Genomic DNA, 13,613 nt, shown 5'->3' with positions numbered 1-13,613 from the left:
TTGGGCAAGTTTAGCACTTCCCTTTTTCATGTCGATTATTTACTATAGATTTAGAATATTTTCCAGGAAGGAGGACAATCCCATGGAAGGACAATCCATTATGCAAATATTTCAGGGGGGCTCCTCTGTGTCCGGGGTGATTATCCCCATAGCTTTAATGCTATTTTCCGGCTTTGCCTTAACAAGAGTCACCAAGCGCCTGAAGCTTCCCAATGTAACCGCCTACATTTTGGCGGGAATCCTGATTGGACCCTATTGCTTGAATCTGGTGAATCCGGACATTATTGAAGGCACAAGCTTTATTGCGGATATTGCTCTAGCCTTTATTGCCTTTGGTACCGGAGAATTTTTTACCTTTTCTACTCTAAAGCAGAATGGGATTAAGGTTTGTATTATTACGCTTTTTGAAGCGACTCTGGCTTCCCTCTTCGTTTTTGTGCTTTGCTTTTTTATTTTGAAATTGAATTTAAGTCTATCTTTGGTTTTAGGAGCCTTGGCTGCAACCACAGCCTCAGCTTCCACGATTATGACCATCCGGCAGTTTAATGCTAAGGGAGACTTTGTGAACACCCTTTTGCAGGTGGTGGCATTGGACAATGTCTTTGGCCTTGTGGCGTACAGCATGGCCATTTCCGTGGCGGTGGCTTTGCAATCCGGTTCTTTCAAGGCAAGTAGTATTCTGATGCCTATTGCTTTAAATCTGGCGGTACTTCTTCTGGGAGGACTGTTTGGGCTTTTTTTAAAGCTTTTGATGCCGAAACAGCGTTCTACGGACAATCGTTTGATTATCACTATTGCTGTACTGTTCAGCTTTTGCGGCATCTGCGCCCTTTTGGATGTTTCTCCGCTTTTGGGTTGTATGTCTATGGGGATGATTTACATCAATATCACGGAAGACGACAAGATTTTCAAGCAATTAAATTACTTTAATCCTCCTATTTTACTTCTGTTTTTCGTGCGCTCCGGCATGAACTTTAAGCTGGATGTGCTCTTACATTCGGGGGGAATAGGGGAAAATGTTCCTTTACTCTTGGTGGGAATCAGTTATTTCTTGGTGCGTATTTTGGGAAAATACCTGGGGGCTATTTTGGGCCCAACTTTGGTGGGAGAAAAGAAGGAAGTTCGGAAATATTTAGGACTTGCCCTTGTGCCTCAGGCAGGGGTGGCCATCGGCCTTTCCGCCTTGGGGGCAAGAATCCTGGGAGGAGAGTTGGGAAGAGCCTTGGAAACGGTGATTCTTGCCTCCAGTATTCTCTACGAACTTATAGGACCGGGTTGTGCTAAACTGGGACTCTATCTTTCCCATTCCTATGCGGTAAGTCTGGAGGATTTAACGGAATCCGTCACCATGGAACCGGAGAAGAAGAAAAATGAGGTGGAGCTTTTGATTGAGCGAATCCAGGCCATTCAGAAGGAACTTCCTTCTCATGCTAAGAGACTGGCGGAAGAGGAAGAAGCCTTTACCGAGGCGGCGGAGGAGCAGTACTAGCGTTAAGCGTCTTAAAGAGGGTTTTGATAAGATAAAATGGATGAGTTTTATTAGCATTGATTACAGAGTATTTCAATAGAACAGGAGGAAAAGCCATGTCAGAATGGATACTACAGGAAGCATTTCAGACATTGACAATAGAAAATAACATAAGTCTTTCTTCCGCCTTGCTTAGAATCTTACTTGCGGTTCTTCTCTCCTCCATCATTGGCTGCGAGCGAGCCAACAAAAGGCATTCCGCAGGTCTTCGTACCTTTATTTTGGCCTCTTTATCCAGCTGTTTGGCCATGATTTTGGATCTGCTGTTTATGAACGAGGGAAATCTTCGTTTTCCTATGCTCTCCGCCTTTGCCATGATCAGTATTGCAAGCATCAGCCGAAAGGCGATTCTTTACAGCTCCCGAAATCAGGTGAAGGGATTAACTACTGCCATTGCCCTATGGTCCTGTATTCTCATCGGCCTCAGTGCAGGAGCGGGACTATACTTGATCAGTGTAGTAGCCTGCTTTATGCTTTATTGGATTCTGTCTTCTTTACCGGGCTTGGAAATGTATTTGAAAAATCGCTCTAACCACTTTGAAATTCATTTGGAGTTAAAGAGTCGGCAGTATTTACAGGACTTTGTAACGACTATCCGAAGACTGGGACTCCGGATTGATGATATTGAATTAAATACCGCCTACCATGGTTCCGGCCTTAGCGTCTATTCCGTAACCTTTACTATAGACAGCAAGGAGCTGAAGAAGTTCAAAACTCACAAGGAGATTATCGAAGCCCTGTCCACTATTGACTACATTTATCATATTGAGGAAATGCGGTAGAACGTTGTAATCAATTCTTTATTTTACCTTTTATATAGTTGCTTTATTCCTATTTTTGCTGTTTTGCTCTTTATTCTGTTGTTTTACTCTTAGACTTTACATCTTAGAACAGATATGATAATTTTTATTCGGACAAAACCGAATCGGAGGTGACCGAATAAAATGAAATTTATCGGAAGAGAGGAAGAAGTACGGAAAATCAAAGGCTTGTATCAGTCTCCCGGCATGGAAGTGCTTCTATTATACGGAAGAAGGCGAATTGGAAAAAGTGAGCTGATGAAACATTCCATGCAGTTCTTTGAGGGGAAGAGGATTTATTACGAGTGCAAACAGACTTCTGAAATGAATAATGTAGAAAGTCTGGCGACTTTACTTTCGGAAGAGTTTGGCTACCCAAAGATTTCCTTTTCCGGTCTGGAGGAAGTGCTGGATTTTCTTTTTAAAAAGGCGACGGAGGAGAATATTCTCTTGATTTTGGATGAATATTCTTATCTTAGTGATGTGCTGAAGGGCATGGACAGTGTTTTGCAGGCACTGATTGATAAATATCGAAACCGGAGTAAATTGAAATTGGCCTTGTGCGGTTCCTTTGTGGATACCATGCAGAAACTGATAGAAAAAGAGAATCCCTTATTTGGCCGTTTTGATTTGGTTTTAAAGCTGAAGCCCATGGATTACTATGATTCGGCACAGTTTTATTCCCATTTTTCCGACGAAGATAAGGTGAGGCTTTACAGTGTTTTTGGCGGAATTCCCTATTATAATCGTTTGATTAGGGAAGACAGGTCTGTAAAGGAGAATATTATAGAGTTGATTGCTTCTCCCGGCGCAAGACTGGAAAATGAAGTACTGATGTACCTTAAGTCGGAAATTGCGAAAATTGTGAATGCCAATGAAGTCTTTGAGGCTATGGCAAAGGGATTTTCCCGCTTTAACGATATCCTGTCTCAGTCCCATGTTTCCAGTGGCCCCAGCTTAGTGGATGTGTTGGACAAGCTGATTCGTATGGAGCTGGTGGAGAAGGCGGCACCCATTAATGATGAAAATAACCGAAAGAAGTCCGGATATTATATCAGTGACCCCATGTCCTTGTTTTATTACCGATATATTTTCCGCTACAGCTCCCAGCTAAACGTGATGAATTCGGATATTTTCTATCAGCGATATATTCAGGAGGACTTTGAAAATGCCTATGTTCCGAAGCGTTTTGAGACGATAGGAAAACAATATTTGATTCGGCAGAATCGGGCAGGACTTATGGAGGAGCCCTTTGAGAAAATAGGCAGGTACTACTACGACATTCCGAAAGAACGACGAAACGGAGAGTTCGATATTGTCACCTACGATCCCAAGGGCTATATTTTTTATGAAGTAAAGTTTCAAGATAAGCCTCTTAGCAAGGCGGAAATAGAAAAGGAGATAGCGCAGGTAAAGGAATGCGGCCTGCAATGCTATCGTTACGGCTTCCTTTCCAAAAGCGGATTTGAAGCAATTTCTCGGGATGATTTGCTTTTGATTTCCTTAGAAAGTCTGTATGTATAGTTTTTTATGGCAAGTTTTAAGATAAAAAATATTTTCTTCTCATCAGAGAAAATCACTTCGGAGGCTTTTTTAGCCTCCTTTTTTACGCTATACTAGGACAGTTCAAAGAAATGAAGGGAGAACTATGGAAAAAAGTCTGAAAGACCAAGTATATGAATCTATTCTGGAGGATATCTTCCAGGGCAATGTTTCTCCGGGAGATATTTTGAATGAGAAGGCACTACTGGAAAAATACCACTGTAGCAAGTCTCCGGTTCGAGAGGCGCTGATGGCACTTTGTGCGGACGGCATTTTAAAAAATATCCCCCGCTACGGCTATGAGGTGGTGCGCCTCAGTAAGGAAGATATCTACGATATGCTGGCTTTCCGCTTTGTCTTGGAGCGGGGAGTGCTTTTGGAGTGCGGAGCGGAGCTTAGGGAGGAAGACTTTCGGGACTTGGAGCAGATCAACAGTCAGTGCAGTGAAAATAATACGGACGCCATGACGCACTGGAAGCACAACATGGAATTTCACCTTCGTTTGATTGCCTGTGCCCAAAATGACTATATTACGGAGCAGCTGGAAAAATGCATGACTAGACTGAAGCGAGCCTACTCCCAGTACTATTGGAAGAAGGACAAGGAAATTCTTTTTTCCATGGATACGGAGCACCATGTGGACATTGTGTCGGCGCTACGAAATAAGGATGTGGAGAAGGCCATTCGCTATTTGGAGGAGGATATTCAGGACTTCGGAGAGTACTCCGCCTATCGTTTAAAGCTCCATTTTTCTTAAATCGATATCGGAAAGAAATTTGCGGTTTCTTTAACGAAAAGGAGATATATTGTAAAAAAATTCATTTAAAGCATTTACCAAGCAAATTTTAGAAAGGAACTTATGGAAAAAAAAGAGGGCATGTGGAAACAGGTTTTTGGGACTTTGACATTTTGCAATCGCCATAAGTTCCTCTTTTTGTCTACCGCCATTTTTTTGCAGATTGCAAGCTTCGTGGGGAAGGAGCTTTTGCAAATGCTTTTCCGTCTGGCTTTGGTGCTGGTAGACTTGCCCAATGTGGATCAGTACAATATTCGCTACTTCTTTACCAGCCCCAGAAGCCTCTTTATGGTTTTGCTTTTTGCTTTTCTTCTGGCCTTCTTTTTTTATGTGGAGGTCTTCACCCTGGTACAGGTGATTTTGGCGGCCAAGGAAGGGGTTCGGATTTCTTATCGAAAAATTCTTCGCACCTCTCTAATCCGACTGCGGGATTTCAGCTATGGCAATGTGCTGCTGTTCCTTCTTTATATTCTCTGCACCGTGCCGGTGGCGGGCTTTATTCTTAGCTCTTCCCTGACAGATTCCTTCCACATTCCGGATTTTATAACGGAAGAAGTGGGCAAAACTGTGGGAGGGCATATTGCTCTTTTTCTTCTGTTTCTCTTTTTCATGTACTTAAATATGCGTCTGGTTTATACTGTGCCTTTAATGGGCTTAAAGGCGCAGAAGTTTAACAAATCTGTGCGGGAAAGCTTTGCCTATACGAAAAAAGGCGGAATCAAATTGTTTCTGACTCTCTTTTTATATGAGTTTTTGTTGAGTTTGTTGGCCGCTCTTTTGCTCTATCTGGCGGCTTTTCTCTTTACCCGCCTGGATCCAAAGGGTGAACTGGGAATCTTTCATTTTCTTTTCTTCCTGCTCTTTCGTTTTACCCGATTTTTCTTTGGAATTTTGTCAAAAATCGGCTTTCTTTCCCTCTTGGTAAATACTCTTCCGGTGGAAGGCTCCGAGGGGGAAAATGCTTTTCTTGCCGAGGAACAAAAGTATAGCAAAACCACCGTTTTTCTCCTACTGGCTTTATTTGTTTTTCACAGCACCATAGCACTTATGGATTATATGGGACGGGAGGTTAATACGGATGCGAAAATCATTGCCCATAGAGGGCTGGTTTCTACCGGAGTAGAAAATACCATAGAGTCTTTAGAGGGGGCAAAGGCAGCAGGGGCGGATATGGTGGAGCTGGATATTCAGCTGACTAAGGACCGGGAATTTGTGGTAATGCATGATTTGGAACTTTCTCGGCTTGTTGGAGTGGAAAAAAAGGTCTACGACTGTACCCTTTCGGAGCTCACCGCTATGACGGTGCATCAGGGGGAGTTTAGCGGAAAAATTCCAAGCCTTCGGAAATTTGTACAGCGGGCAAAGGCACTGAATATGCCCCTTCTGATAGAGATTAAACCTCATGGGAAGGAACCGGAGAATTTTTCGGAAATTCTTCTGGAGAAGCTGGAAGAATACGGGGTGGAGAAGACGAACCCCCTGATGTCTTTAGACATTTCCCTGATGGAGGGGATAGAAGAGACTGCTCCGGAATGGAAGACCGGGGTGGTGATTCCGGTGCAATTCGGAGATTTTGCTACGGAAAATGTGGACTTTTATGCGATTGAAGATTCCTCCTATAACGGCTACCTGATGGGAGAGGTGCAGGATATGGGGAAGGAAATGTATGTTTGGACCATCAATGAAGAAGACAAAATCATCAAATACCTGCAAAGTCCGGTGGACGGCATGATTACGGACGATCCTGAGGATGTGTTTAAGCTTCGAAAGGATATGCTGGAGGATAGAAGCTATTACGGTATGTATGAGCGCATGGCGGGGTAGGGGGCGCTGATGCAGTATAGGCTTGAAATCGAGCACGCTTCCGCTATGCTCGCCCTTGCAAAGTGAAGCAATTTAAAAATATATACGCTCCGATGCAGTATAGGCATGAAAACGAGCACGCTCCCGCTAACCTCGCCCTGCAGCGGTACTAAGCGAAAAACTACAGTACCTTAGTTTTTCGCAAGTACCGGCGGGCTCAGATTGCTCTCTTTCATGCCTATACTGCATCATTCGCTTCAGCTATTTGAGTTCTACAGTCCTTCGCTTTGCCGGGGCTCTGTAAGTACCGGCGGGCTCAGATTGCTCTCTTTCATGTCTATACTGCAATCGCTTCAGCTATTTGATTTTCTATAGTCCTTCGCTTCGCCGGGGCTCTGTAGGTACCGGCGGGCTCAGATTGCTCTCTTTCATGCCCATACTGCATCATTCGCTTCAGCTATTTTATTTCTACAGTCCTTCGCTTTGCAGGGGCTCTGTAGGTACTGACGGGCTCAGATTGCTCTCTTTCATGCCTATACTGCATCATTCGCTTCAGCTATTTGATTTCTATAGTCCTTCGCTTCGCCGGAGCTCTGTGAGTACCGGCGGGCTTAGATTGCCCCCTATTACAGGCCTATGTTGCATCAGAGCGGCTTTCTCATATTGAATATGGCTCTCACTGGTGATGTTTGTGAGGGCGTACTTCTATGCACCTATATATTGCATAAAAATCTTGTAATATTTATAGAATCACTATATAAATCATACAAAAATTATGTTAAAAAATCGTCAAAATCCGCCTAGTGCTTTTTAATCGCATTACTGATATGATTAGAGTAAATCTAAATAAGAATAGGAAGATTTCGGGGTTTTACTTTGAAAGACAATCTTCGCGCTTACTATGGGAGGGGATGTTTAGTTAAAAAGTCCTGTCAGACATATTTTAGGAGGTGCTATTGGTGGAAGAGAGCTTGATGAACAATTATACGGAGATTTTACAGAATGAGCTGGTGCCGGCCATGGGCTGTACGGAACCCATTGCCATTGCCTATGCCGCAGCGGCAGCAAGAAAGCTTCTGGGAGAAGAGGTCAAGGAGATAAAGCTTTGCTGCTCCGGGAACATTATTAAGAATGTAAAGGCGGTTACCGTCCCCAATTCCGGCGGCCAGAAGGGTATGCAGGTAGCGGCCATCTTAGGCGTACTTGGCGGTGACTCCGATTTAAAGCTGGAGGTTCTGTCTACCGTTACGGATGAGGATCGGGAACAGTGCAGAAAGCTGGTGGATACCGGTTTTTGCAAGGTCAGCTTTCAGGAGGAAGGTCCAAAGCTTTACATTGCGGTAGAGCTTCTGTCCGAAAACCATAAGGTAAAACTGGAGATTGCAAACCAGCACAGTAACATCATTTACATGGAAAAGGACGGAGAAGTTCTTTACAAAGAGGGAGAAGAGGATAAGCAGGATGTGATTTCCACAGGAGGAGACCGGAGTCTGATGTCTCTTCAGGGTATTTTGGACTATGCCAATGCAGTGGATTTATCCTTGGTAAGACCGTCTTTACAGAGACAGGTGGAGATGAACCTGGCGATTTCCCAAGAGGGCTTGGACAATCCCTGGGGGGCCAGTGTGGGAAAGACGATTTTGGAGACCTGGGGCTCCGATGTACGGGCTTGTGCATGCGCCAGAGCGGCAGCAGGATCTGATGCCAGAATGAGCGGCTGTCCCCTTCCGGTGGTGATTAACTCCGGCTCCGGCAATCAGGGCATTACCGTAAGTATGCCGGTGGTGGAATATGCGAAAGCCCTTTCCATTTCCGAAGAGAAGATGTACAGAGCCTTGATTGTCAGCAATCTGGTGTCCGTTTACATCAAGCACTACATCGGTGCTCTTTCCGCCTTCTGCGGAGCGGTTAGTGCCTCCTGCGGTGCAGGTGCCGGTATTACCTACCTTTGCGGAGGAAATTATCAGAAGATCGGCCGTACCATCAGCAACACCTTAGGCAATGTGGGGGGCATTGTCTGTGACGGTGCCAAGCCCAGTTGTGCGGCGAAGATTGCATCTTCCGTTCATGCTGCTATTTTGGCTCACCACATGAGTATGAAGGATCAGGGCTTCCATGGGGGAGAAGGCATTGTGGAAGAGGATGTGGAGAAGACCATCCGCAATATGGGCTATATCGGAAAGGTGGGTATGCAATCCACCGACAGAGAGATTTTGAAGGTAATGACCGATCAGGTGGATGTGAATTCCTGTGTGTAGGAGCCTGCGGCGTCCTGACCGGGGGGACGGAACTGCGTAAACCGGCAAAGCTTAAGAAATAGATTGAAATATGTCTCGAGACATGGCTTAAGAAATAGTCGGAGAATAGACTGAGAAATGTCTTGAGATTGGGCTTGAAAATTTACAACAAAATAAGAAGGAGAAAAAGTATGGAAAAACAAGGATTTATTCATAGTCTGCCCTTTAAGCTTTTGGTGGCATTGGCTGTGGGCATTTGCTTAGGACTAGGTTTAAGCGGAATGGATAATGGTGTATCCCATGCCATTTTGAACATTGTGGTAACCGTGAAGTATATCGCGGCACAGTTTATCAGCTTCTGTGTACCGCTGATTATCATCGGATTTATTGCTCCCTCCATCACAAGACTGGGAAACAATGCTTCTCGTATGCTGATAGTGGCTTTATTCATTGCCTATGTATCCTCTATCGGAGCGGCATTTTTTGCCACATTTTCCGGATACACCATCTTACCCCACTTAAACATCAACCCGGATGTGGATGGTTTAAAGGAGCTTCCTGAGGTAGTCTTCCAGCTGTCCATTCCTCAGATTATGCCGGTAATGTCTGCTCTTTTCTTCTCCGTATTGGTGGGACTTGCGGCAGCTTGGAACAATTCCAAGATTATTACCCAGGCATTGGAAGAGTTCCAGAACATCGTTTTATCCATCGTAACCAAGTTCGTTATTCCGGTACTGCCTCTTTTAATCGGTACCACCTTCTGCACCTTGGCTTACGAAGGAACCATTACCAAGCAGCTGCCGATTTTCTTGATTATCATCATTATCGTAATGATCGGACATTACATTTGGCTGACTCTTCTTTACTCCCTTGCAGGAGCTTATGCGAAGAAGAACCCGATGAATGTTTTAAAGCATTATGGTCCTGCTTACATGACAGCAGTAGGAACCATGTCCTCCGCAGCAACCCTTTCCGTAGCTTTGGAGTGTGCAAAAAAGTCCGAGCCTACTATCCGGGAAGATATGGTGGACTTCGGAATCCCTCTTTTTGCCAACATTCACCTTTGCGGCTCCGTTATGACCGAGACCTTCTTCGTTATGGCGGTATCCAAGATGCTCTACAATGAGTTCCCTTCCATAGAGAAAATGATTCTCTTCTGCCTCTTACTGGGTGTATTCGCAATCGGCGCTCCCGGTGTTCCCGGTGGAACCGTTATGGCCTCCTTGGGGCTGATCACCGGTGTCCTTGGCTTTGATGAGACAGGAACTGCTTTGATGCTGACCATCTTCGCATTACAGGATTCCTTCGGAACCGCTTGTAACGTAACCGGAGACGGTGCATTGGCATTGATTCTTACCGGATATGCGGAGAAGCACGGGATTCACCCACAGAAGTTAGAGTCTGTATTGTAATGGCTTGTACTTTGGATGTATGTTTAGGTGAGAAAAAGTATCTAAAGAATCCTATAAACCATGATAGAAGATAAAAAATCTATCTATGGATAAATGGAAAATGCTGGAACCTATGATTAATAGCGAAAGCTAAGTGTATGGAAAAGAGACAGTTTAGGCTGTCTCTTTTTGCTACACAGAGATAAACTTTTATAAATAATATAGTTTTTTAGTATAGAGAAGTAAAAAATATATAATATATAGAAGTTTTTCTGTATGCTTGTGATATAATACGAAATGATAGAACAAAGTAAAATGATAGAACAACCCAAGTTGAGAGAATTGCATAGAGATAGTTTAGAAAAAGTATGGGTAAATAAAGCAAACAAAGGAGTTAAGGATAGTATGGAAAAACAAAATAGAATTGAGCGTCCTCAATACTTACAGGAGCTGGGCAAATATCGAGATACTCCTTTGGTGAAGATTTTGGCGGGAATTCGGCGATGCGGAAAATCCACCATTTTGGAAATGTTAAAAGATGAGCTGATTCGGAGCGGAATTTCTGAGGATCATATCATTAGCCTGCGTTATACCTCGGAAGAGTTGGAAGAGGGCATGAGCAGTAAGGAAATGTATCAGGGGATAAAGCGGTTAATGCGGGGCAAAGACCGCTATTATCTTCTGCTGGATGAGGTGCAGGAAGTGACTGGCTGGGAAAAGGCGATAAACAGTCTTTTAGAGGACGCAAACACCGACATTTATGTGACGGGCTCCAATTCCAAGCTGATGTCCGGAGAGATTTCCGACTATTTAACGGGGCGATATATTTCTATTCCTGTTTACACCCTGTCTTTTTCCGAGTATTTACGTTTTAAGGAAGGAGATTCCCGCTCTAAAAAGGAGCTCTTGCAGGAATATATTCGTATGGGGGGCTTTCCCATCGTGGCCCGCAGCAATTTTGATGAACGCTCCGCCTATCAGATTGTGGAAGGAATCTATAATTTCGTCATTAACAGTGACATTACCGGGCGGTACAAGATTGTAAACCTGGATTTGTTTCAGCGTGTGGTTAAATTTGTGGTGGAAAATGTAGGAAAAACCTTTTCCGCCAATGCCATCGCCAAGTTTCTGAAAAGTGAGGGGCGTTCCCTTTCCATTGAATCCATATACAACTACTTAAGCTATCTGGAAAAAGCCTTCGTGATTTATCGTTGCCCCCGATATGATTTACAGGGGAAGTCTGTCCTGAAAACGCAGGAAAAATTTTATCTGGCAGACTCTTCCTTAAAGTATTGTATGATGGGCTTTAATCCCAAGTCCGTTGCTTCCATGCCGGAAAACCTGGTGTACTTTGAGTTGAAAAGAAGAGGCTATGAGGTTTATATCGGGAAAAATGAGACGAAGGAGATTGATTTTGTGGCGGTTCGGCGGGATGAGCGAATCTATGTACAGGTCTGCCGGAATCTTCCGGAGGATTCGGATCGGGAGCTGGCTAATCTTTTGGAAATCAAGGACCATTACCCGAAGTACGTGGTAACATTGGATGACTTGGCAGGGGGAAATGTGAATGGGGTAAAGCTTGTGCACATGGCGGATTTTCTGCTTAGTCAAGAGTACTAGGATGTCGCAGAACGTGAATGCTGAAGAAAATTTCACCTTCCGGTCTTTCCGGGTTTTAAGAATATTGTTTTTCAAAATCGCCCATGTTATAGTACTGAAAAAATATCTTTCGATACATTTGTCCGATTGTAAGAAAAGAGGGAAATATGGCGAAAATCATAGGGGAAGGAATTACGTTTGATGATGTTTTACTGGTTCCGCATTATTCAGACCTTGTACCGAATGAGGTGGATTTAAGCACGTATTTGACGAAGACGATTCGTTTGAACATTCCTTTTATTTCTGCGGGAATGGATACCGTTACAGAGCATCAGATGGCCATCGGCATGGCAAGATGCGGAGGAATCGGCATTATCCATAAGAATATGTCGATTTCTGCCCAGGCGGAAGAAGTAGACATGGTGAAGCGTTCGGAAAATGGTGTTATCACCGATCCCTTTTCCCTTACCAAGGATCATAGCCTGAAGGATGCCAATGATTTGATGGCGAAGTTTAAGATTTCCGGTGTGCCGATTACGGAAGGAAAGAAGCTTATCGGCATCATTACCAACCGTGATCTTGTTTTTGAAGAGGACTTTGATCGTCCGATTTCCGCCTGCATGACCTCTGAGAATCTGGTTACCGCAAAGGAAGGGACAACTTTGGAGGAGGCCAAGTCCATTTTGGCCCGGGCCAAGGTGGAAAAGCTCCCCATTGTGGATGATGAGGGGAATTTAAAGGGCTTAATTACCATCAAAGATATTGAGAAACAAATCAAATATCCCAATGCGGCAAAGGATAAGCAGGGCAGACTGCTTTGCGGTGCGGCTCTGGGCATTACCACGGATGTATTGGATCAGGCGGCAGAACTTTTAAAGGCCCATGTGGATGTTATTGTTTTGGATTCCGCCCATGGACATTCCCAAAACGTTATTTCCTGTATTCGTTTACTGAAGGACAAGTATCCCGACCTTCCCCTTATCGCCGGAAATGTTGCCACCAAAGAGGCTACGAAAGCGCTGATTGAGGCGGGAGCGGATTGTGTGAAGATTGGTATCGGCCCCGGCTCCATCTGTACCACAAGAGTGGTTGCCGGAATCGGTGTACCCCAGATTTCCGCCATTATGGATGCCTATTCCGTAGCCAGGGAATACGGCATTCCAATTATTGCAGACGGCGGAATTCAGTATTCCGGAGACGTGGCGAAGGCACTGGCTGCCGGCGGCTCCACCGTAATGATGGGCTCCGTATTTGCGGGTTGTGATGAAGCTCCCGGTGAGTTTGAGCTTTATCAGGGAAGAAAATATAAGGTTTATCGCGGCATGGGCTCTATCGGTGCCATGAAGGAGAAGAACGGTTCCTCCGACCGTTACTTCCAGGCAGGGGCCAAGAAGCTGGTGCCTGAGGGTGTGGAAGGAAGAGTGGCTTACAAAGGTAAGGTGGAAGATACCATCTTCCAGTTTATCGGCGGCCTTCGTGCCGGCATGGGCTACTGCGGAGCAAAGGACATTCCCACCTTGCAGGAAACTTCCGAGTTTGTGAAGATTTCTCCTGCATCCTTAAAGGAATCTCATCCCCATGACATTCATATCACAAAAGAAGCACCGAACTACTCTTCGGATTCTATATAGGTGAAATTTTTTGAAAAAGACTTCTGTATAAAGTGAGATTCTTTGGAAAGTGAACTCTATTTCAGCCGAATTCATTTGAGCCGAATTCTATTGGAGAGAGCTTTTCTTTAAGAGAGTCTATTTAAATAGGGGCTGTAAAAAAACAAAATAAGAAATAGAAAACTATTTTGATTTTTTACAGCTCCTATTTTTGTACTTTTTTTCTATCACGAAAATAAAAACTATGAAGAATGTCGATTTTATGCTAAAATCTCACGGATTGTAACTATTCACCCGTGTGTTCGAG

General features: G+C 44.3%; 9 protein-coding genes. All 9 read left to right on the top strand.

The genetic code is table 11. The features are described 5' to 3' along the window. The first annotated feature begins 82 nt into the window (after window positions 1–82). Window positions 83–1,489 carry a cation:proton antiporter gene (locus RYO92_RS00940; protein WP_315369179.1) on the top strand — a complete coding sequence of 469 codons (1,407 nt, stop codon included), beginning with the start codon at window positions 83–85 and terminating at the stop codon, window positions 1,487–1,489. A 95-nt stretch (window positions 1,490–1,584) separates the two neighbouring features. Continuing rightward, the gene (locus RYO92_RS00935) at window positions 1,585–2,310 is read left to right on the top strand and encodes an MgtC/SapB family protein (RefSeq protein WP_315369178.1); all 726 of its coding nucleotides are present in this window, start codon (window positions 1,585–1,587) and stop codon (window positions 2,308–2,310) included. Between the two features lie 162 nt (window positions 2,311–2,472). Then, window positions 2,473–3,852 carry an ATP-binding protein gene (locus RYO92_RS00930; RefSeq protein ID WP_315369177.1) on the top strand — a complete coding sequence of 460 codons (1,380 nt, stop codon included), beginning with the start codon at window positions 2,473–2,475 and terminating at the stop codon, window positions 3,850–3,852. A 124-nt stretch (window positions 3,853–3,976) separates the two neighbouring features. Then, window positions 3,977–4,627, top strand: coding sequence for a GntR family transcriptional regulator (locus RYO92_RS00925; RefSeq protein ID WP_007157467.1), 651 nt, complete (start codon window positions 3,977–3,979; stop codon window positions 4,625–4,627). Between the two features lie 102 nt (window positions 4,628–4,729). Continuing rightward, complete coding sequence (locus RYO92_RS00920; RefSeq protein WP_315369176.1) at window positions 4,730–6,490, top strand: glycerophosphodiester phosphodiesterase; 1,761 nt, start codon at window positions 4,730–4,732, stop codon at window positions 6,488–6,490. 938 nt (window positions 6,491–7,428) lie between these two features. Next, window positions 7,429–8,727 (top strand): L-cysteine desulfidase family protein, encoded by a 1,299-nt coding sequence (locus tag RYO92_RS00915; RefSeq protein ID WP_040649180.1) that lies wholly within the window; start codon window positions 7,429–7,431, stop codon window positions 8,725–8,727. A 170-nt stretch (window positions 8,728–8,897) separates the two neighbouring features. Continuing rightward, window positions 8,898–10,118, top strand: coding sequence for a dicarboxylate/amino acid:cation symporter (locus RYO92_RS00910; RefSeq protein WP_315369175.1), 1,221 nt, complete (start codon window positions 8,898–8,900; stop codon window positions 10,116–10,118). 384 nt (window positions 10,119–10,502) lie between these two features. After that, window positions 10,503–11,717: an ATP-binding protein gene (locus RYO92_RS00905; RefSeq protein WP_315365150.1), complete on the top strand. Its 1,215-nt coding sequence runs from the start codon at window positions 10,503–10,505 to the stop codon at window positions 11,715–11,717. A 146-nt stretch (window positions 11,718–11,863) separates the two neighbouring features. Beyond that, window positions 11,864–13,327, top strand: a complete 1,464-nt coding sequence (gene guaB, locus RYO92_RS00900) for an IMP dehydrogenase (protein WP_315369174.1) — start codon at window positions 11,864–11,866, stop codon at window positions 13,325–13,327. Window positions 13,328–13,613: the final 286 nt, after the last annotated feature.

Source organism: Oribacterium sinus, from assembly GCF_963553175.1.
Classification (GTDB): domain Bacteria; phylum Bacillota; class Clostridia; order Lachnospirales; family Lachnospiraceae; genus Oribacterium; species Oribacterium sinus_B.
This window is presented reverse-complemented; position numbering and strand designations above follow the sequence as displayed.

Excerpts from the sequence above, each read along its gene's own strand:
- RYO92_RS00940 (WP_315369179.1), top strand. The coding sequence starts at position 83 with ATGGAAGGACAATCCATTATGCAAATATTTCAGGGGGGCTCCTCTGTG.
- RYO92_RS00935 (WP_315369178.1), top strand. The coding sequence starts at position 1,585 with ATGTCAGAATGGATACTACAGGAAGCATTTCAGACATTGACAATAGAA.
- RYO92_RS00930 (WP_315369177.1), top strand. The coding sequence starts at position 2,473 with ATGAAATTTATCGGAAGAGAGGAAGAAGTACGGAAAATCAAAGGCTTG.
- RYO92_RS00925 (WP_007157467.1), top strand. The coding sequence starts at position 3,977 with ATGGAAAAAAGTCTGAAAGACCAAGTATATGAATCTATTCTGGAGGAT.
- RYO92_RS00920 (WP_315369176.1), top strand. The coding sequence starts at position 4,730 with ATGGAAAAAAAAGAGGGCATGTGGAAACAGGTTTTTGGGACTTTGACA.
- RYO92_RS00910 (WP_315369175.1), top strand. The coding sequence starts at position 8,898 with ATGGAAAAACAAGGATTTATTCATAGTCTGCCCTTTAAGCTTTTGGTG.
- RYO92_RS00905 (WP_315365150.1), top strand. The coding sequence starts at position 10,503 with ATGGAAAAACAAAATAGAATTGAGCGTCCTCAATACTTACAGGAGCTG.
- guaB (WP_315369174.1), top strand. The coding sequence starts at position 11,864 with ATGGCGAAAATCATAGGGGAAGGAATTACGTTTGATGATGTTTTACTG.